This is a genomic window from Bradyrhizobium sp. STM 3557 (assembly GCF_045571465.1).
Lineage (GTDB): Bacteria > Pseudomonadota > Alphaproteobacteria > Rhizobiales > Xanthobacteraceae > Bradyrhizobium.
Window position 1 is genome coordinate 4,854,682 of the sequence record NZ_CP120697.1, and the last position, 18,797, is coordinate 4,873,478.

The 18,797-nt window shown below is 65.1% G+C and carries 17 protein-coding genes and 2 pseudogenes; 3 read left to right on the top strand and 16 right to left on the bottom strand.

Translation table 11 applies throughout. The annotated features are described in order from the left end of the window. Window positions 1-107 precede the first annotated feature (107 nt). Genes P6U24_RS22255 through P6U24_RS22265 form a run of 3 tightly spaced genes read right to left on the bottom strand, consistent with a single transcriptional unit; the run spans window position 108 to window position 2,280 of the window. On the bottom strand, window positions 108-422 hold the full coding sequence (locus P6U24_RS22255) for a metal-sulfur cluster assembly factor (RefSeq protein ID WP_407154644.1): 315 nt from the start codon (window positions 420-422) through the stop codon (window positions 108-110). Further along, window positions 419-919 (bottom strand): DUF2249 domain-containing protein, encoded by a 501-nt coding sequence (locus P6U24_RS22260; protein WP_407154645.1) that lies wholly within the window; start codon window positions 917-919, stop codon window positions 419-421. Before P6U24_RS22260 ends, P6U24_RS22255 begins: the two co-directional genes overlap by 4 nt. Next, on the bottom strand, window positions 916-2,280 hold the full coding sequence (locus P6U24_RS22265; RefSeq protein WP_407154646.1) for a hypothetical protein: 1,365 nt from the start codon (window positions 2,278-2,280) through the stop codon (window positions 916-918). The genes P6U24_RS22260 and P6U24_RS22265 overlap by 4 nt, the downstream gene beginning before the upstream one ends. Before the next feature lie 257 nt (window positions 2,281-2,537). Between P6U24_RS22265 and P6U24_RS22270 the strand changes: the two are divergent. Then, window positions 2,538-3,206 (top strand): annotated as a pseudogene (locus P6U24_RS22270) (Crp/Fnr family transcriptional regulator); the annotation flags it as partial. Window positions 3,207-3,304: 98 nt separating this feature from the next. On the opposite strand, the gene metB reads toward P6U24_RS22270, so the two are convergent. From metB to P6U24_RS22305, 7 genes are all read right to left on the bottom strand, one after another. Next, window positions 3,305-4,465, bottom strand: a complete 1,161-nt coding sequence (gene metB / locus P6U24_RS22275; RefSeq protein ID WP_407154647.1) for a cystathionine gamma-synthase — start codon at window positions 4,463-4,465, stop codon at window positions 3,305-3,307. Between the two features lie 33 nt (window positions 4,466-4,498). Beyond that, window positions 4,499-4,909: a PAS domain S-box protein gene (locus P6U24_RS22280; RefSeq protein WP_407154648.1), complete on the bottom strand. Its 411-nt coding sequence runs from the start codon at window positions 4,907-4,909 to the stop codon at window positions 4,499-4,501. A 54-nt stretch (window positions 4,910-4,963) separates the two neighbouring features. After that, the gene (locus tag P6U24_RS22285; protein ID WP_407154649.1) at window positions 4,964-6,094 is read right to left on the bottom strand and encodes an iron-containing alcohol dehydrogenase; all 1,131 of its coding nucleotides are present in this window, start codon (window positions 6,092-6,094) and stop codon (window positions 4,964-4,966) included. Between the two features lie 22 nt (window positions 6,095-6,116). Further along, the gene (pdxA, locus tag P6U24_RS22290) at window positions 6,117-7,148 is read right to left on the bottom strand and encodes a 4-hydroxythreonine-4-phosphate dehydrogenase PdxA (protein ID WP_407154650.1); all 1,032 of its coding nucleotides are present in this window, start codon (window positions 7,146-7,148) and stop codon (window positions 6,117-6,119) included. Beyond that, window positions 7,145-8,257, bottom strand: coding sequence for a four-carbon acid sugar kinase family protein (locus P6U24_RS22295; protein ID WP_407154651.1), 1,113 nt, complete (start codon window positions 8,255-8,257; stop codon window positions 7,145-7,147). The genes pdxA and P6U24_RS22295 overlap by 4 nt, the downstream gene beginning before the upstream one ends. Window positions 8,258-8,281: 24 nt before the next feature. Continuing rightward, complete coding sequence (locus P6U24_RS22300) at window positions 8,282-8,656, bottom strand: hypothetical protein (RefSeq protein WP_407154652.1); 375 nt, start codon at window positions 8,654-8,656, stop codon at window positions 8,282-8,284. A 238-nt stretch (window positions 8,657-8,894) separates the two neighbouring features. Continuing rightward, window positions 8,895-9,800: a dihydrodipicolinate synthase family protein gene (locus P6U24_RS22305; RefSeq protein WP_407154653.1), complete on the bottom strand. Its 906-nt coding sequence runs from the start codon at window positions 9,798-9,800 to the stop codon at window positions 8,895-8,897. Window positions 9,801-10,042: 242 nt separating this feature from the next. On the opposite strand from P6U24_RS22305, the gene P6U24_RS22310 reads away from it, so the two are divergent. Next, window positions 10,043-10,840: an IclR family transcriptional regulator gene (locus P6U24_RS22310; protein WP_407154654.1), complete on the top strand. Its 798-nt coding sequence runs from the start codon at window positions 10,043-10,045 to the stop codon at window positions 10,838-10,840. A 90-nt stretch (window positions 10,841-10,930) separates the two neighbouring features. On the opposite strand, the gene P6U24_RS22315 is transcribed toward P6U24_RS22310, so the two are convergent. The 3 genes from P6U24_RS22315 to P6U24_RS22325 form a co-directional block, all read right to left on the bottom strand. After that, window positions 10,931-11,155 (bottom strand): hypothetical protein, encoded by a 225-nt coding sequence (locus P6U24_RS22315; RefSeq protein ID WP_407154655.1) that lies wholly within the window; start codon window positions 11,153-11,155, stop codon window positions 10,931-10,933. A 166-nt stretch (window positions 11,156-11,321) separates the two neighbouring features. Next, window positions 11,322-12,926 (bottom strand): FAD-dependent oxidoreductase, encoded by a 1,605-nt coding sequence (locus P6U24_RS22320; protein WP_407160549.1) that lies wholly within the window; start codon window positions 12,924-12,926, stop codon window positions 11,322-11,324. A 111-nt stretch (window positions 12,927-13,037) separates the two neighbouring features. After that, a complete protein-coding gene (locus tag P6U24_RS22325; protein ID WP_407160550.1) occupies window positions 13,038-13,517 on the bottom strand; it encodes a MarR family winged helix-turn-helix transcriptional regulator in 480 nt (159 codons plus the stop codon). A gap of 556 nt (window positions 13,518-14,073) precedes the next feature. Between P6U24_RS22325 and P6U24_RS22330 the strand changes: the two genes are divergently transcribed. Next, complete coding sequence (locus tag P6U24_RS22330) at window positions 14,074-14,325, top strand: hypothetical protein (protein ID WP_407154656.1); 252 nt, start codon at window positions 14,074-14,076, stop codon at window positions 14,323-14,325. A 118-nt stretch (window positions 14,326-14,443) separates the two neighbouring features. Here P6U24_RS22330 and P6U24_RS22335 read toward each other — a convergent pair whose 3' ends face one another. The 3 genes and pseudogenes from P6U24_RS22335 to P6U24_RS22345 form a co-directional block, all read right to left on the bottom strand. Continuing rightward, on the bottom strand, window positions 14,444-15,631 hold the full coding sequence (locus P6U24_RS22335) for a xanthine dehydrogenase family Fe-S subunit (protein ID WP_407154657.1): 1,188 nt from the start codon (window positions 15,629-15,631) through the stop codon (window positions 14,444-14,446). Next, the gene (locus tag P6U24_RS22340; protein WP_407154658.1) at window positions 15,628-16,461 is read right to left on the bottom strand and encodes an FAD binding domain-containing protein; all 834 of its coding nucleotides are present in this window, start codon (window positions 16,459-16,461) and stop codon (window positions 15,628-15,630) included. The genes P6U24_RS22335 and P6U24_RS22340 overlap by 4 nt, the downstream gene beginning before the upstream one ends. After that, window positions 16,458-18,748 (bottom strand): annotated as a pseudogene (locus P6U24_RS22345) (xanthine dehydrogenase family protein molybdopterin-binding subunit). The gene P6U24_RS22340 and the pseudogene P6U24_RS22345 overlap by 4 nt, the downstream one beginning before the upstream one ends. Window positions 18,749-18,797 lie beyond the last annotated feature (49 nt).

Consider the following 18,797-nt stretch of genomic DNA (forward strand, 5'->3'; position numbering starts at 1 on the left):
ATCAAGTGCGCGCCGAACCGGGCCTTGCAGAACCCGAGTCAGCCAATGGATGCAGCGGCTCTCCTGGTAACATCGTCGAATTGCACGGTGACAATCCGCGCGCCCGCTCAATTCACCGTCGCGAAGCCGAGGGAGCTTCGAATAGCAGGCTCGATACAGGACGGCGTCCACGGCGGCTCGAACGTCATGACGACATCGACCGAGCGCACACCTCGCACCTCTGCCGCGCTGGCGGCGACACCCTCCTTCAGAAACCCGGTCGCCGGACAGCCCTTGGTCGTCGCGGTGATGACGATACGGATATCGCCCTGCTCGGCCGTGATCGCATAGACGAAACCAAGGTCGACGATGTTGTACCCAAGCTCCGGATCGATCACGACGCGAAGCGCCTCTCTCACCCGTGCAACGAGATCATCGGTCATGCCGGTGCCCTCACGGTCAGTTCGTAAACGGAGCCGTCGGGCGTGAAGCCGCCGAGCCAGCGAAAGCCGCGCTTCTCGAGATGCGGAAACAGGAACACAGGCTCGCGGCGCAGCAGCGCCGAGAGCGTCTGCCCCGGCGCAAGCTGCTCGGCGGCACCGAGAATGCGGACCATCGGCTCCGGAGGATCGAGATCGCGGTTGTCGAGCTGGATGACGGGATCGGGCCAGATGTCCAGCGGCTGCGACGGCGGAACCGGCGCATCCGCCAGATCCGCTGGCGTGAACAGCACCTCCCATTCGCCATCGTCGAGTTCGTTGGCTGTGTACGCAAAGCCCTTGTCGGCCATCACGGCGAACAGCGGGATTGGCTTGAAGGTGGCATACAGACGCAGGCCCTGTCCGGGCTTCAATTGCGCGAGCGCGGCCATGATGACGGAGAACGGCTCGCCGCCGGAACGAAGGATCGGACGAACGTCGACATCAACGAATTCGGTCATGGGTGATCTTCCTCTCGATGGTTCAGCTTCGCGAATACAGCAGTCGCGGCATCTGCGTTCCATTCGGCAGTCGCAGCTTCTGTGCCACGTCGGTGAGGCGTCGCGTCCGGATCAACTCGTGAACGATGCCAATCGTCGTCACGGTCATGATGAGGGCGGTGCCGCGGAACACGAGGGCGTGTTCGAAAAGCAGAGCCGCGGTTCCGCACCAGACGCTGACGAAGTAGACGGCGAACCACTTCGACGCGCGCTGCTCGGCGACGAGGTCCTGCACACGCGGCGTCGGTGCGCGCCCCATCGCCGGGCCGTAGGTCTCGAGCCAGGTGAGGAACGCGACGATCTTGTAGAGCTAGGACGAGGCGGGACAGCCATCCGAACGCGACGAGGAAGGTGAAGGCTCCGACATGCGCGGCGAACGAGCCGGTGAGCGCAAGCGCGATGCCGAGCAGCGCGGCGGCTGCGAGACTCGCAAAGCCATAGGCCGCCATCTCGGTGTTCAGCTCGAGCTGGCGCCGCTTGCGACTGCGATACAGCGCAACGACATCGCGGCCGTACAGCGCGAGCGCGGCAAGGCCGAGCACCGCGGCGGCGCCGAGCATGATCGCCATTCCCTCTTGCGCTGCGATGGCGCACAGCCCACCTGCCACCGCCAGCGCGCTCGCAAATGCGCCCGCGGCGAGCGTCAGGCCGCTCCTGCGACCGTCGATGTCGGGCGCCAGCATGAACATCGACAGCAGCCGATAGCTCACGCCCATGGCGGTCAACGTCAGCCACCCGCCGAGGCCGGCAATGGCATGAAGCGGCACGCCAGATCCAAGGAGCCGATCGAGTGCCTCTCCGCCACGGCCGGACAGCGACCAGGCAAAGACACTTCCGAGCGCGACCACCGCGCAGAGGCAGACGAGTCCGGCCAGCACAAAATGCGCGGGGCCGACCGGCGGCCGGGCACGCCAGATCGTCAGACCGAGATCGATCACCACGAGAGCGAAGCCCGCCATCAGCAGGCCGGCCGCGAGTGGAAACAACCACAGCCACGCCGGAAGTCGCCCACCCAGCACCATGAAAGCTGCAATCAGCACCGGCAGTCCGAGCGCGAGCAGCATCAGTGCCGGCAGCTGCCAGCGCTCGGCGAACAGGCGATTGTTGACCAGGACCGGGACGAATTGGAAGAGCGCGCCGCACATCGCCATGCTGAGCCAGCCGATGCAGACCATGTGCACGATGACCAGCGTGTCGGGCGAGGTGAGATCGGCGACAGGGAAACCGAAGCCGCCCGCCATCAGCGCCTCCGCCGCGACCAGCCAGCCGACCGCGATCGCGAAGTAGCTCATGGTCCATTTCGAGAGGCTGCTGCCGATCATGCTCGCCGTCTGCGGTTTACTGAAGGATATCGTGGAGGCAGCGTAGGCGGGCCTGGCTTTGACATCTTTGTGGTCCCGCAAAGATGCGTCTGCGAACCCTTGCCTCCTGCCCCGATCAACTGCGCTAGACCGCAAGGCCGGGCTGGACTTTGCGCCAACGCAACAAGCTTTGGGTTCCCGCCGACCGGCAGTTTGGCGGTTGTGACAGGCTTTCGCAGCGGCTAGTGTCCCGCAGCGCTTCGAGAAGAGGTTTGCCAATGACCACCGTCGACCGCTCGCTGGTCGCCAATCTGCCGATGTTCGCCGGGCTCACCCCGGCCGAACAGGAGGAGCTGCTGCGCGAGGCGCGCTCCATCCGTTATCCGAAGGGCGCCGCCGTTTTCGAGCAGGGCACGGAAGCCAATCGGTTCTTCGTGCTGCTGCACGGCCACCTGCGCGTGGAGAAGACCACGCCGCAGGGACAGCAGACCGTCGTGCGCTACGTGTCATCGGGCGAACTGTTCGGCGTCGCACAAGCCATGAACCTGTCGCACTATCCGGCGACCGCAGTTGCGGCCGTCGACAGCATCGCGCTCGCCTGGCCATCGGCATCATGGGCCCGGCTGATCACCCGCTATCCGAGCCTTGCGAGCAGCGCGCTGCAGACGGTGGGCAGCCGGCTCCAGGATACCCAGGCACGCGTCATCGAGATCTCGAACGAACAAGTCGAACAGCGTGTTGCGCATACGCTGCTGCGGCTTGCCAAGCAGGCCGGCCGCAAGGTCGACAACGGCATCGAGATCGATTTTCCGATCAGCCGCCAGAACATCGCCGAGATGACGGGCACGACACTGCATACCGTCAGCCGCATTCTCAGCGCATGGGAAAGCAAGGGGCTCGTGGAGGGCGGACGGCAGCGCATCGTGCTGTGCGACCCGAAGCGGCTTCACACTGGCGGAAGGCATCGAGGACGGCCGCGCCCCGCTCCGGAGCCGCGAGCCGTAGCGGCTGGCAAGGCTGCGGTGAAAGAGCAGGCGCAGATGGCTCAGTCGGCGGCAGCCGCAAGCGCCGTCTTCAGATCAGCGATCAGGTCGGCCTCTGCCTCGAGGCCAACTGACAGCCGCAGCAAGCCATCGGTGATGCCTGCGGCCTGCCGCGCCTCGGCGCCCATTCCGGCGTGGGTCATGCTCGCGGGATGCGCGATCAGGGTCTCGACCCCGCCGATCGAGTCGGCCAAGGTGACGAGTTGAAGTGCTTCGACGAAGCGGCGGACAGCCTTGATGCCGCCGGCCAGCTCGAAGCTCAGCATGGCGCCAAATCCTGCCTGCTGAGCTCTTGCGATCGCATGTCCGGGATGGGAGGCAAGTCCGGGATAGTGCACAGCCAGCACACGCGGATCGGCTTGCAGCAATTCGGCGATGGCCGCTGCGGTCAACTGCTGGCGCTCGATCCGCGCGAACAAGGTGCGCAGCCCGCGCAGGGTCAGGTAGGCATCGAACGGCGCGCCCTTGACGCCGGTGAGGTTGGCCCAGTCGGACAGCTCATCGAGGTCGGCCTTGTCGGCAGCAACAACGGCGCCGCCGACCACATCCGAATGTCCGTTGAGATATTTGGTCGTGGAATGGATGACGTAGTCGGCACCCAGCGCGATGGGACGCTGCAACGCCGGCGAGAGAAACGTGTTGTCCACGGCGGTCTTGGCGCCCACCGCCTTGGCGCGCGAGGCAATGGCGCGGATATCGACCACGCGCATCAGCGGGTTGCTGGGTGTCTCGATCAGGACCAGCGCCGGCTTCCGATCAAGCGCGGCGGACAGCGCGGCGCCGTTCCCCTGATCGACGAACGACAGATCGAAATGTCCGCGATCGCGGCGCGCCCCGAGCAGACGATAGGTGCCGCCATAGCAATCATGCGGCGCGACCACGAGATCGCCGGGCCTCAGCCGCGACAGGACCAGATCGACTGCGGCCATTCCGGAGGCCACCATGATGGCGCCGGCGCCGCCTTCGAGCTTGGCGATGGTATCACCGAGCAGGTCCCGGCTTGGGTTTCCGACGCGGCCGTATTCGTAGCTGCGCGGCTGCTCGAACCCCGCAAAGGCAAAAGTGGTCGACAGATGTATCGGCGGCACGACCGCGCCAAAGGCGGTGTCGGCGGCGATGCCATTCGCGGCCGCGATGGTTTGAGGAGCCTTGAAATTGGACATCGATCCTCAGTCCCGATTGAGAGTACGCTGCCGTCAGGAGGTCGTCCGGGCGGCCCGCTCACGCTCGACGCGCTCGGTCACATCGCGCGCCACCGCGACCGAGCCGAGCACCTCGTTCGCTGTGCCGGAACTGACGATCGCGAATGTCAGCTCGACATACAGCTTGCGCCCGCCCTTGTGCACGGCGCGGGTCAGCGTGGGACGGCCCTGCAGCTTCATCACACCGCTGGTCATCGCGGCCTCGAAGCCGCGCCAATGCGCGGCCCGCAGATGCTCGGGAATGATCAGGTCGAGGCTCTGGCCGAGCGCCTCCTCTGCCGAATACCCAAACAACGCTGCAGCGGCGCGGTTCCAGCGGGCGATCTTGCCGGTGTGATCGGCGTAGATCATCGCGTCCGCCATCTGATCGAGGATGCGTTCCGCCAACTTCGATTGCTCATCCATGGCGCGACCTGTCCGTTTCGTGACACACAGTCGTCCATAGCACAAAGCGCTGGGCTAAAAAGCCGCTCGGTACATCTTCAGGATCGCCTCCGCGCTCAGATCACGCGGATTGTTGTCGAGCAGGCGGCGGATGGCATGAGCCTCAGCAGCCATGATGCCGAGATCATCGGCCGCCACGCCGAGCGCAGACAGCCGCATCTCGATTCCGAGATCCGTGCAGAACCGATACGCGATCTCGAACGCAGCGGCTGGATCGGTCATAGCGCTCGCACCGAGCGCCTGCAGCACGGCACCAGTCTTGTCCTGCACCGCGGGCATGTTGAACGCCAGCGTGTGGGGAAAGATCACCGCGCACGCAAGGCCGTGCGGGATGTTGTGGCGCGTCCCGAGCGGATAGGCGACCGCATGACCAGCCGTCGTGTTCACCGGGCCGAGGCAGAAGCCGCCATAGAGCGAGGCAAGCGCCAGGCCTGCGCGTGCTTCACGGTCCGAGCCGTCCTTCACCGCGCGCGCCAGATGACGGCCGACCAGGCGGATGCCCTCGATCGCATAGAGGTCGATCGCCGGATGCGCCTTGCGGCTGGTGAACGCCTCGACGCAATGCGCGAGCGCATCGACGCCGGTCGCAGCCGTGACCTGCGGCGGAACGCTCATGGTGAGATCAGGATCGACCACCGCGAGATCGGCGAGCATGAAGCGGCTCTGCACCGCGAGCTTGCTGCGCGTGACGGGATCGGTGACCAGCGCCCGAATGCCGCCTTCGCTGCCGGTTCCCGACGTGGTCGGCACCTGCACCAGCGCGACGCTGCGACCCGCGACCTTGTCGGGGCCGACAACGTCAGCGAGGGTTTGATCACCGGTGCAGAGCACGGCAACGAGCTTGGCGAGATCCATCGCGCTGCCGCCGCCAAATCCGAGCACGAGATCCGGCTGCGCCGCGTGCGCCACCGCGAGCGCTTTCTCCAGATTGGGCACGTCTGGCTCCGGCTTGACCTCGCCGAACACCGTGACCTCTCGGGGAAGCCCCAGCAGATCGACACGAGCAGCGTTGAACGCATCCGCAATGACGAGCGGCCGCCGGATGTCCTTGGCGCGTGCAAAGCGCGCCACTGCATTGATGGCGCCGGATCCGAATTCGATCGCTTCAGGGCGGATGATCTCGATCGTCGCAGATAGATTGGTCATGATGTCCTTTGTCTGGAGAATGTCAGATGCGTGCGCGACCCGCTGCGAGGCGTTCGGCGTATTCGATCGCTTCGATCAGGCTGCGCTCGTTGGCAATGCCTTTGCCGGCGATGTCGAACGCCGTGCCGTGATCGACCGAAGTGCGGATGACCGGAAGTCCAAGCGTGATGTTGACGCCCGACAATTCCTGCCAGCGGCCAGTGGCGGGATCGACCTCGAAGCCGAGCAGCTTAACGGGGATGTGTCCCTGGTCGTGATACATCGCGATCACGGCATCGAACTGACCGGCACGCAGCTTCACGAACACGGTATCGCCCGGCACGGGACCGACGACATTGAGCCCGTCAGCCACGGCCTTGGCGATGGTCGGCGCGGAGACGTCGATGTCCTGGCGGCCGAACAGGCCGCCTTCGCCTGCGTGCGGATTGAGCGCCGCGACCGCGATTGTCGGCTTCGCAATGCCGAGGCCGCGCAGCGCCTCGTCGGTGAGATCGATGACATGGCGCAAGCGCTCAGGCGTCAGCCGCTTCGGAACATCCTCGAGCGCCACATGGGTGGAGACGTGGCTCACCCGCATGTTGCCATGGGCCAGCATCATGACAGAGCCTTTGACGCCGGTCAGCTCCGCCAGCATCTCGGTGTGACCGGGATAATGATAGCCGGCCTTGTTGAGCGCTTCCTTGTTCAGCGGCGCCGTGACGATGGCACTCGCGCGCCCGGCCTGGGTCAGCCGGACGCCCTGCTCGACCGCCTTGAACGCAAAGCGTCCGCCATCGGCCGACAGACCGCCTGGCCTGATCGGCTCCGCTTCATCGTCAGCCTGCAGGAAGCACAGGTTCGGCCATGTGGTATCCGTCACACGCACCTCGGGAATATCGACAGTCGCGCCCAGTTGCACTGCGGCATTCTTCAGCGCGGCGCCGCTGCCGATGATCAGAAGCCGAAGGTCGCCGGTTTCGATCCGCTGACGCAGCTTCTCGCATGCCTTGACGATGATTTCAGGACCGATGCCGGCGGGATCGCCCATCGTGACGGCGAGATGCGGATGAGTCATGGATGGCTTCTTTCGCTAATCAATTGATTGTCGCGGAGCAGAGTGCGCCACAGATCAGGCGCGCCAAAGGCGCCGGACTTCGATATCACCTCGACGCCGGCCCAGCGACCGCCTTGAAGTGTCGAGCGCGGCAGTCCCGGGACGATCCTGCCGGTGACCTCGAGCGCGCGTGCATTGAGCGCAAGGCACAGCGCGCGCAGGGTCTCGCCGCCGGCGACGATCAGCGTGCCCGGCGGCGCGAGCACCGCGGTCAGCTTGTCCATCAAGCCGGCGATACGCTGCGCGGCTTCGTCGCGGGACAACCCGGCAGCGAGATCGAACCTCACCAGGGCAACGCCTTCCTGATCGAGCTTGCGGCGAACGAGCTCGGCGCTGCCATCACCGGCGTCTGCGAGCGCGACCACGGCCGAGCCGCAAGCATCGAGCTGCGCGGCCGTGATGGGCTGGTCCGAGCCGAACAATCCGAGCACGGCCTTGCGCAAATGCGAGGACGCTGTGGGATCGCTGCCGCGCGCGAGCGCGCCGGCAAGCCCGCCGCTGCCGCACCAGAGAACTGGCCGCGGCGCGCGGCGCCCGAGCGCGACGACGCGGTCGAGATCGTCGTCGCTCTCGGCATCGAACACGTGAACGCCGGATGTCAGCTCGACATCGTAGCGCCCGGGTTGCGCATCGAGACCTGCGGCTGCGAGTTGCGCCAGCAGATGATCGCCGACCGGCGACCAGCTGCCGTCGGGCGCGCGCGCATATTGCTGGCCGTTGCGTGTCAGACGCCCCTGATAGGAGAAGGCCGGCGCAATCACGCAGGATGCCCAGGATCCAGCGCGCAGGCAGGCGGCAAGCTCGGCCGCCCACGCGCCGCGCAAGAGGCTATCGACCTTCTTGTAGGCGATGGTGCCCTCACAAAGCAGCGGCGCGAGGCGCTCGACCACAGCCACGCTCTGTGCCGGGCTCTTCTCGCGCGTGCCTGTATCGATCGCGAGACAAGCGGGATGTTGCGACGGCACCCCGTCCGCCCATGTTACCTCGAACGGTCCGTAGACGCCGACGAATTCGGCGGCGGTATCCAGCGCGCCCGAGAGATCGTCGGCGAGAAGGCGAAGAGATGGCATGAGCGATCGGGTCCTTTCGGGAAGCTACGCTACACTCTTCGACGGCTCCGCCGCCAGCATTCCATCGTCCTCATCACGCGGGCGAAGCCGTGCGATCTCGCCGACGATGAAGAGATAGGACGCGGCGCCGAGAATGCTGATACCGCCCGCGACAGCCAGCGGAATAAAGAACGAGCCCTTGGTGAGGCTGACCATCACCCCGGTGAAGGTCGTCAGCGCGATGCCCGCGATGTTGGACGCAAAGTTCTGGATGCCACCGATCGAGGCCACATGCGCCTTCGTCGGCGCGACATCGCCAGGCAGCGTCCAGATGTTGGCGCCGGCGAACGCGAGGCCCGCATAGGAGATCGACAGGAGCCGATCGCGGCCATGTCGCCGGTACGATCGCCGCGAGCGCAACGATCGATGCTGTCAGCATGCCGCCGACCAGGCAGGTCTTGCCGCGCTCGGTGCACAGCTTCACGACCGCCGCCACCTCTTGCGTCGAACCGGGCTTGACGACGGCGCTGGCACGACCGTGATAGCGACTGCGCCAATCGACCACATAAGGCTCCTGGTCGGCGCCGGGCCCGATAACATCGGCGATCGCCGATCAGGCCGGCGAGCGCGTCCAGCAAACCGAGCTCCGTTTCGTTCGTCATGCGACGGCTTGCTCGGCCTGATCCGTGGCCAGCAGCTTGTTGGCCTGCTCCTGCGTGAGCGGCAGCAGCGGTGGCCGCAGCCGGCGCCAGCCGACCTGGCCGGTCTTTTGCGCAAGCAGCGTCTTCAACGACGCGATCTGCGGAAAGTTTGACGCCTGCTGACGCGCGCTGACAATGCGCTGCTGCGCCGCATCGAGCGCGGCATCGCCATCCTTATAATGACGAAATACATAAGCGAGATCGCGCGCCACCAGGTTCGAAGTTGCGGTGATGCAGCCCGCACCTCCATTCTGCAGCAGCGGCAGCAGCAGCGGATCGGCGCCCGCCAGCACCGCGAAGCCGGGGAATGTCTCGATCATCGCCGTCATGTTGGCGAAATCGCCGGAGGAATCCTTGATGCCGACGATGCTGGCCGGATATTGCGCGCGCAATCGCGCGATGACCGCATGGGGGATCGGCTGATGGGACATCTGCGGGATATGATAGAGCACGATCCGCAGACGCGGATCGGCAACGCGCTGGATCACCTCGCTGTAGGAGGCGTACAGGCCCTCGTCGGTAATGTCCTTGTAGTAGTAGGGCGGCAACATCACGACGGTGGTGACGCCGAGCGCAATTGCGTGCTTCGTCAGCTCGACGGTCTCGGTCAGCGCCGGGACGCCGGTACCGGGCAGGAGCTGCGACGGAGCGATGCCGCCGCGAACCGCGCTCTCCAGCAGCCCTCTCCGCTCCGCACCCGAAAACGAATTCGCCTCTCCGGTGGTACCAAGCAGCGCGATGCCATCACAGCCCTCGTCCAGTAAGTGGCGGCAATGCTGCACGAAGACGGCGTGGTCGGGTGCGAGGTCCGCCTCGAGCGGCGTCAACGCCGCGCAGAACACACCTTTGGGCTGAACGTTCACGAGAGCTCCTCCACGGCATTCGGAAAATCGAGCTTGATCGGAATCCGAACAAATGTTGTAAATCGGTTAACCGCGTGATTAGACATGACAGCCGGGCGCGTCAAGCGACCATCAAAAGCGGTGCGGCCGCTGGGCGCCATCTGCTATCAATGCTGCATCCGGGCCAGCAGGAATTCACAAGCAGCGTCAGCTTGTTGTCAGCCGTAACGTCGTTCGCATCAGTTTTTTGAGGAAAATCGATCTTGGCCAAGACCGCGCCGCCCGCCGACAATCCCAAGAACTTCGTCAACTCGGTCGCGAAAGCGTTCGCGGTGCTGAAATGTTTCACGGCGGAGGATTTCGAGCTGACGATCACAGAGATCGCCGAACGGGCCGCGCTCGATCGCGGTACGGCATTCCGCCTGGTGCAGACGCTCGTGAAGCTCGGCTATTTGCATGCGAATACAACGACCCGACACTACCGGCTCAGCTTGCAGTGCCTCGATCTCGGCTACACCGCGCTTTCAGCAGGAAACTTGCGCGGCCAGGCCGAGCCGCTCTTGCGCGAGCTGGTACCCGCCTTCGGCGATGCCGCCTCGCTCGGCGTTCTCGACGGCAGCGATGTGATCTATCTCGCCCGCGTGAGCGCCGGTCTCGACCGCCACAAGATCGATCGCCGGCCGGGTAGCCGCATCAAGGCCTACGCTGCCGCGCTTGGCCATGTCATGCTGGCAGGATTGCCGAGAGCCGAGCAGATTGCGCGGCTCGAAGCCACTGAAAGGATCAAGCTGTCGGAGCGCACGCTGACCGATCTGAAGGCGTTGCTGGTGCGGCTCGAGCTGGTGCGCAAGCAGGGCTATGCGGTCTCCGATGGCGAAAATGCCTACGGCCTTCGCACGCTCGCGGCTCCGGTCCTCGGTCAGGATAAGTCCATCATCGCAGGCGTCAGTCTGACCATCGATGCCAGCCGCATGGATATCAAGGCGTTCGAAAAATCGGCGCTCCCCGAGATCCAGCGGGTCGCCGCTCTCCTGACCAATGCGGCTCAAATGAGCGGCTGACGCATCGGGCGCGCTGGCGAGCTGATGCGGCCGCCAGGAATCGAGGAAGCCCCGGATCGCGGGGCTTCCAGTCGCACCTAACAGCGAAGCTTACTTGCCCATGCCCTTGGACATGCTGCCGGCCTGGTTGGTTCCGGGACCCACATTGCCTTCACTGGATGGATTGGCGCTGGTCCCGGACTTCATGTTGGCGCCCGTCGTGGTCTGCGAGGACATCGAGTGATGTTTCTTGTGCGATTTCGCTTCTGCAGCAAAGGGAGCGGCGGCAAGGCCGGAGGCCACAAGTAACGCAAGCGCGAGCTGGGTCTTCTTCATGATGAAGCTCCTGAGTGGATGGACAATGCAAGCCAACCCATGTGTCAGACCGGAGTTCCCTGATCTCGCGCGGTTTTGCGGAAAAACCGCGCGATTGGCCGCAGTCGCGAAATCCGCGAATCGGATCGGCAGACTGTCGGGCAGGCCGGCTGAAACAGACTGATCGCTAGTTCGCGCCGCGGCCGAGCGCACGGGCAAAAACGTCGACGAGCGTTGCGGCCTGTGATGCGCTGCCGCGCCAGGCGACGATCTGATCGGGACGGATGAGCGCAAGATCGGCTTCGTAGAGATCGCGTAAGCTGCGGGGCAGCTGAACGAGCTCGAGATCGGCGCCCCACGCCTGCGCAACCTCGATCAGCAGATCGGCAGACGCGACCTCGCCGAACTGCAGTAGCGTCCATTCGAAGCCGAGCAGATCGTACAATGAAATGCCGTCCGCCAGCCAAGCATGTGGCGCACGGCCGCCTGGACAGGCGCTCGGCACATAGACGTTCGCAGAGTCCGGCGGCGGTAGGCTGCCATCTGAAATAATGACGGGCGAGCCATCGTAGCGCCCACCAAACGTGATCCCGGGAATGTTGAATTCGGCCCGCGCGTGTTGCTCGAGGTAGGCTCCTGCCGCCCTCCTCGCTTCAGAGCCTGCCTCGCTGTCGTCCTCGATCTCAGGCGCAGGTGTGGACCGGCCGAGCGAGTCGGCAAAGCGCCGCGCATGATCGGTGTTGCGCAGCGCCACCGGGCGCCGCTCCACCTCATAGCTGTCAAGGAGCGCCGCCGGGCTGATGCCTTTGACCACGCTTGCAAGCTTCCAGCCCAGATTGACCGCATCCTCAATGGCCGTGTTGTAGCCGAGCCCGCCCGTCGGTGTGAACAGATGTGCGGCGTCGCCGCCGAGGAACACCCTGCCCTTCTGCATGCTATCAGCGACGAGTGCGTGGCCCGCAGTCCAGGTCTGGAAGGACAGAACCTCGCAGCCGACCGGCGTGCCGCACGCGCGCTGGAACGCGACCCTCGCCTCGGTCGCGGTGATCGCATTCGCATCCTCGCCGGGCCGCAGCTGGGTGTGGAACGCAAATTCATCGCGTCCATTCACGGCGGCCATGAAGGCGCGGCGATCGCGATTGAAGCAATTATACATCCACGCCTTCGCATGCGGGATGCGCGCGTAGAAGCCGGGCGAACGGAGATAGACCGCCAGCATCCGGCCGCCCATGAAATCGCGCTGGGTCCCGGTTTCCCCACCATAGGTGATACCGAGCGACTGCCGGACCATCGATCGCGGCCCATCGGCGCCGATCAGAAAGTCCGCTCGGACCTGCATGCGGCGGCCGTCATCCAGGCGCTCGATTTCCGCGAGGATACCCTCATCCTCGGCGTAACTGATCAGCTTATGGCCATAGTGGAGCCGGATGCCGGGGAGCCGCTGCGCCTGACGCCGCAGCACCGCTTCCACGAATTTCTGCGACACGCGATGGGGCAGCTCGGCCGCGCTCCAGGAGCCGGAGAGCGCCTTGATCAGGTCGCCGGCGCGGCCGGAGGGCGGCAGTCGATAGCGCGCCAGCTCGTAGCCGGCGTAGCGCGTGAAATAGGCGACATCGGTCGGATAGTCGGCGGGCAGACCGGCCTGCCTGATCTCGTCAGCGAACCCAAGCCGGCGATAATACTCCATCGAGCGGGCCTGGGTTGCATTCGCTTGCGGATTGAACGCGGTGCCCGGCTTTTCGTCCACCAGGACGGCGGAAACGCCACGGCGGCCGAGCTCGTTTGCCAGCATCAAGCCGCAAGGCCCGCCGCCCACGATGAGCACAGCGGCCTGCGAAGGCGGCCCCACGACGTGTCTCCCTCTTGGCATCAACGTTGATCATAACGATGCCTGACGATATCGTCAAGTAACCTTACCATCTCGATCCGCCAGGGTGTCGAAATCCGCCCCATAGATCGCCAGCCCTCTGAGCAGAGCGTCCATCGTCGCCCTGCCCAACTCTGCGCGCATTTCCTTCTCGGCGAGATCGACCGCACGCCGGAACGCGTCGAGCCATTTCAGCCCTGCTGGCGTGAACCTGACGATCCGGCCGCGCCGGTCATCGGGGTCCACGACGCGGTCCACCAATTTCAGTGCCGCGCATTGATCGACCAGTTCACCCATCGCCTGTTTGCTGATCGACGCACGCCGGGCAAGCTCAGTGAGACGTGTCCCTTCCACATCCAGGTTACGGGTCAGACTGATATGCGCCATTCGCGTCTCGACATGCCCGCTGTCGCTCATCAGTTCGAGCACACGAGCTTCGAAACGCGCCACGGCATTGTTGAGCAGGCGCCCCACATTGGCGTGCCGCCACGCCGTCCCTGATCTTCCTGCTTTCAATCGATCTGCCTTCTGAGAAGCAGGCAAGTACTCTGCCTCACTTGCCTTGCCGCGTCCAATTGATGCAAACGCACCAAGATTGTTACCCTTGTTCATCGCTCGGACAAGCACTTCTTGTGTCGTAAGGGGCCGTTCAGGGCGGATGTCGAGCTTTAGTTCAATGCGACGAGGCCGTTGGCATATTAACTAACAAATCGTACTAATGAGTTTCGTGAGCACTGCTGCCCCTCGGCAAAATCAGCCTATCTAAACATCTGCCCCTTGCCATATTTTGGCCATTTGTGACTTCTTAAACCCAATTCGTCGGAGCTATTCCGATCCATGCCGCCGACGTCTGATCGTCTTTTCCATGCGGCACAACGTCTGGTCGCGTTTTTGCGACGCTCTTTCCCTCAACAGCAACGAAGGACATCCGTACATGCGTAAGCTCGTCGCTGGTGTAGCATTGCTATGCGCATTTGCGTCCAGTGCGGAAGCACGAACTCATCATCCTCATTTCAGGCACCACTCACAACATGCGCATTTAGGACGTCCGTCCGCGTGGTGCGGATGGTATATGCGTACTCAAGTAGGCCAGGATCCCGGCCCGCAATATAATCTCGCGAGATCCTGGGCTCACTATGGCGTGAGCGCCGGCGGTCCTTCGGTCGGAACGATCGTGGTGTGGCGTCATCACGTCGGCACGATCGTCGGCCATGAGAATGGCCAATGGATCGTTCGCAGCGGCAATGATGGCCATGCTGTGCGGACCCGTCCACGATCCCTCGCCGGTGCCATCGCATTCAGGCGAGCCTACGCGTCCATGTAGGCCTGTTCGTCTTCTTGCTTGAATTGCTATCGTCGAGCCGGATGGAGTCGTCCGGCTCGACGATGATCATCGACGAGCGAGACGACAGCAGACGTTTGTACGACGTCGCTGTTGCACACTAACCGCCGACCGTTCCTCCGAGCCAGCGCGCCAGACGCTCGCGCGCCACGCCAAGCAGCAGGCTCCATCCGTTGATGGTCCGGCTCGCGACTCGCTCGCCCGGCGCAGCGCCTCGCAGCTTGCGATCGAGATTGCCGGCAAATTCCGTGACCATGCGCCGCGCCAGGTCTCGTACCAGTCCGCTACGGCCGACTTGCGCCAGCATGCCGGTCAACGTGTAGCCGATCGACAAATCGACGCGCGTCGAAGCGCCACCAGCGAGCGGCGTGAGCCGGTAGCAAATCTCGCCTTGTGTCGTCGAGCGGCTCCGCTGATCCTGGCCCGATCCGACGATGCGTCCCGACAGGTCGGCTGCATTGCGCTCGATCCGGGCGCTGCCGGCAAAGCTCGCGACAACAGGCCCGATCTGCACACCGATCGCGCCCTCGACATGCCGCGGATCGTCCGCCTTGGTCAGCGACGCGCCCGGCAGGCAGGACGCGACGGCAGCGAGGTTGCCGAATAGCGCAAACACCTGCTCCGGCGAATGCGCAATCTCGAAGGATTGCTCGATCGTGATCGCGGGCGTGACATTCGCAATCGTCAGGACTGCAGCCGGCGCCGCCGATCGCGCAATCGAGGGAACGCCCTGCGCCAGCCGCGCGGCCGTCTCGGGCCCATGGCCGGAGCCGACCGGTCCGAGACATTTCCGACCGCCATCGGCTTGGGGCGCGATACCGCGCGCGCGGCGCTCGGCGATAACAGAACTGACCGCCCTGACGATGCCGACATAGCCCGTGCAGCGGCAGAGATTGCCGCTCATGCCGACCCTGATCTGGCGCTCGTCAGCATCGGGCAGTCGCATCACCAGGTCACGCGCCGAGACCAGCATGCCCGGCGTGCAATAGCCGCACTGCAGAGCGTGCTCGCGGGCAAAGGCCGCGCGCAGCTCTGTCGTGATGTCGTCCTCGTCGAGCCCTTCGATGGTGGTGACTTCAGCGCCGTCGCAGGCGACGGCGTAGGTGATGCAAGAGCGCGCCGGCACACCATCGAGCAACAGCGTGCAGGCACCGCAAACGCCATGCTCGCAGCCGAGATGAGTGCCGGTGAGATCGAGCTTGTCACGCACGACATCGGCGAGGCTGATGCGCGGCTCCGCGAGCAGCTCGACGGCGCGCCCGTTGACGGTGAGCGCGAACGGCGTCATCCGGCCTCCTGAATGGCGCGCTTCAGCACGGTGAGATGGATGTGGCGATGCGCGGCATTGATGATGCCGGCCTCCGCAAGCAGATGATCGCCGGCGCGCGCATCGAATGTCTGCTTGTAGTCACCAGCGATGCGGCCGCCAAACATCTCCTCGGGACAGGAGATCAGGATAGGCGCGGCATCGATCGCGCCGATCACGATGCGCGCCGTACCGTGCTCCGGATCGATCAGCACCGCACAGAGCCCGTGGGCGAATTCGCCGGTCTTGCGGCATGTCTTGACATAGCACCACTCCGCCGACGCCGCGCGCTTGGGGATATGGATCGATACCACGAGTTCGTCCGGCCGCAGGCAGCTCTGCAGCGCGCCGGTGGCAAACTCCGCGATCGCAACCTTGCGCGTGACCGTCGGGCCCGACACGGTCACGCTGCCGCCGAACGCTGCGAGCGCGGACAGCCAGTCCGCGGCAGGATCGGCATGGCTGAGCGAGCCGCCGAGCGTGCCGCGATTGCGCACCGCGCGATAGGCGATGTTAGCCGCGACGCCGCGCATGGCGCCGCGCGTCACGTCCGGCACGCGGCCATCCTCGATATCCGCATGCGTGATGCATGCGCCGAGCACGAGCTCGTCGCCGTCGATCTCAGCCTGCTTGAGTTCCGGGATCGCGGTGATGTCGACGATCCGCTCGGGCGCGGCCAGCCGCAGGTTCAACATCGGCCCGAGCGACTGGCCGCCGGCGATCACCTTGGCGGCGCCATTGCTTTCGGCAAGCAGCGAGAGCGCAGCTGCGAGCTCGCGCGGCCGGTCGTAGGCGAAAGGCGCGGGCTTCATGCGGCCGCCTTCCCCTTGCCCTCCGCGCCGAGCACGGCCTCCACGATCCGATAGGGCGTGATCGGCGAGCGCATCAGCTCCGCGCCGAGCAGGCGCAGCGCATCGTTGACGGCATTGGCAATCGCAGCCGGTGGCGCGATCGCGCCGCCCTCGCCGATGCCTTTGACGCCGAACTGCGTGTAAGGCGATGGCGTCTCCATGTGATCGAGCCGCGGCGCCGGCACTTCGGTGGGGCCCGGCAACAGGTAATCGGCGAGCGTGGTCGCCAGCGGCTGTCCCGCCGCATCGAACGGCATCTCCTCGTAGAGCGCGGTGCCGATGCCTTGCGCCAGGCCGCCATAGATCTGGCCGTCGACGATCATCGGATTGACCAGCACGCCGCCGTCCTCGACGATCACGTAGTCGAGGATCTCGACGGTGCCGAGATCGGGATCGACTGCGACCACGGCTGCGTGCGCCGCGTAGCTGAAGGTGCCGCTGTCGCGCTGCGGCTTGTAGCCAGTGGTCACCTCGAGTCCGCCGGCATCGACATCGCCAGGCAGATCCTGCGGCCGGCGATACCAGGTGTGCGCGATTTCCTTCAAGCTGACGCTGCCATTGGCCGCGCGCACCTCGCCCAGCGCCAGTGCGACTTGCGCCGGATCCAGCTGCAGCAGCTTGGCGCCGATCCGCCGCGCCCTCTCGCCGAGCTCGCGGCAGGCCGCGGCGACCGCCCCGCCCGCCATCACCATGGAGCGCGAGCCCCAGGTGCCGGTCGAGTAAGGCGTCGTCGCCGTGTCGCCGAGAATGATGCGGACCTTGGCGACATCGATGCCGAGCATCTCGTGCGCGACCTGGGCCAGCGTCGTTTCCATACCTTGGCCGTGCGAATGCACGCCGACGCGCAGCTCGAGCCCGCCATCCGGCGTCAGCCGCGCGGTCGCCTGCTCGTGGCCCGGCACCATCGGAATGCCCCAACCGGAATACACCAGGTGCCATGCGCGGCCTGCTCGCAATAGATCGAAACGCCAACGCCGATGCGGCGTCCGTCTGCCTCGCCTTGGCGCTGCCGTGCGCGTACGCCTTCCACATCGATCGATGCCAGCGCGCGGCGCATCGCCTCGAGATAATCGCCGCTGTCGAAATGCTTTCGGGTGATGTTGTCGAATGGCATCTGTTCGGGACGCACGAGGTTGCGCAGCCGCACCTCGCCGGGCTCCAACCCCGCTTCCGCCGCGACCAGATCGAGCATCAGCTCCAACGCGAAGCAGACGCCGGTACGCGCGACGCCGCGATAGGGCAGGATCGGGCACTTGTTGGTTGCGACCGAAAACGTCCGGCAACGATAGGCCGGCATCACGTAAGGTCCCGGCAGAATGCTCGCGACCTGAGCGGCTTCGAGACAGGCCGAAAATGGATACGACGAATAGGCCCCGGAATCGACCGTCGCCTCGCAGTCAATGCCGCGCAAGCGCCCGTCGCGGTCGGCGTAGACCGTGATCTTGTAGTGGTGCTCGCGGCAGTTCGCGCTCGCGGTCAAATGCTCGCGGCGATCCTCGATCCAGCGCGCGGGATGGCCGCGCCTCATCGTCAGCCAGGCTAAGCAGACTTCCTCGGGCAGCAGAATGCCTTTGTGCCCGAAACCGCCGCCGACATCGGGCGAGACGACGCGGATGCGGCCCTGCTCGATGCCAAGGCATTCGGCGAGGCCATTGCGGTTGATGTGGGGCATCTGCGCCGCGGAATACAGCGTGAGCTGGTCGAGCCTGTTATCGAATGTCGCGACCACGCCGCGGCCTTCCAGTGGGGCCATGCATTGCCGCGCGGTCGTGATCTCGCGCGTCACCTGGATCGGTGCGTCCAGCGCAGTCGAGATGTCAACCTCGTAGTTGGTCTCGAGGAAAATATTGTCGCCCCAATGCTCGTGCACCAAAGGTCCGCCAGGCGCGCGCGCCTGCAGCATGTCATGGACTGCAGGCAGCTCTTCGAGATCGAGCACGACCGACGCGGCGATGTCCTCGGCTTCCGCGCGCGTTGGTGCCACACACATCGCGATCAGCTCCCCGACCTGCCGCACCTTGTCGGTGGCGAGCACCGGCTGCTCGGAGATCTTGAAGCCCGGCAGCCCCGATACGGCGCGGATCGGATTGACCCCGGTCAAGTCCTCGGCCGTAAAGACGCGATCACGATAGCTTTCCGGGATATGGATGCCGCGAATGCGGGCATGCGCGAGCGGGCTGCGCACGAAAGCGACGTCCTGCATCCCGGCCAGACGGATGTCGGCGACATATTGGCCGCGGCCGCGCATCAACCGCTCGTCTTCCTTGCGCGGAAGCCGCGCGCCGACGCCTTGATAG

Excerpts from the sequence above, each read along its gene's own strand:
- P6U24_RS22330 (WP_407154656.1), top strand. The coding sequence starts at position 14,074 with ATGCGTACTCAAGTAGGCCAGGATCCCGGCCCGCAATATAATCTCGCG.
- metB (WP_407154647.1), bottom strand. The coding sequence starts at position 4,465 with ATGTCCAATTTCAAGGCTCCTCAAACCATCGCGGCCGCGAATGGCATC.
- P6U24_RS22335 (WP_407154657.1), bottom strand. The coding sequence starts at position 15,631 with ATGACGCCGTTCGCGCTCACCGTCAACGGGCGCGCCGTCGAGCTGCTC.
- P6U24_RS22315 (WP_407154655.1), bottom strand. The coding sequence starts at position 11,155 with ATGAAGAAGACCCAGCTCGCGCTTGCGTTACTTGTGGCCTCCGGCCTT.
- P6U24_RS22255 (WP_407154644.1), bottom strand. The coding sequence starts at position 422 with ATGACCGATGATCTCGTTGCACGGGTGAGAGAGGCGCTTCGCGTCGTG.
- P6U24_RS22285 (WP_407154649.1), bottom strand. The coding sequence starts at position 6,094 with ATGACCAATCTATCTGCGACGATCGAGATCATCCGCCCTGAAGCGATC.
- P6U24_RS22260 (WP_407154645.1), bottom strand. The coding sequence starts at position 919 with ATGACCGAATTCGTTGATGTCGACGTTCGTCCGATCCTTCGTTCCGGC.
- P6U24_RS22320 (WP_407160549.1), bottom strand. The coding sequence starts at position 12,926 with ATGCTGGCAAACGAGCTCGGCCGCCGTGGCGTTTCCGCCGTCCTGGTG.
- P6U24_RS22265 (WP_407154646.1), bottom strand. The coding sequence starts at position 2,280 with ATGATCGGCAGCAGCCTCTCGAAATGGACCATGAGCTACTTCGCGATC.
- P6U24_RS22340 (WP_407154658.1), bottom strand. The coding sequence starts at position 16,461 with ATGAAGCCCGCGCCTTTCGCCTACGACCGGCCGCGCGAGCTCGCAGCT.
- pdxA (WP_407154650.1), bottom strand. The coding sequence starts at position 7,148 with ATGACTCATCCGCATCTCGCCGTCACGATGGGCGATCCCGCCGGCATC.
- P6U24_RS22295 (WP_407154651.1), bottom strand. The coding sequence starts at position 8,257 with ATGCCATCTCTTCGCCTTCTCGCCGACGATCTCTCGGGCGCGCTGGAT.
- P6U24_RS22280 (WP_407154648.1), bottom strand. The coding sequence starts at position 4,909 with ATGGATGAGCAATCGAAGTTGGCGGAACGCATCCTCGATCAGATGGCG.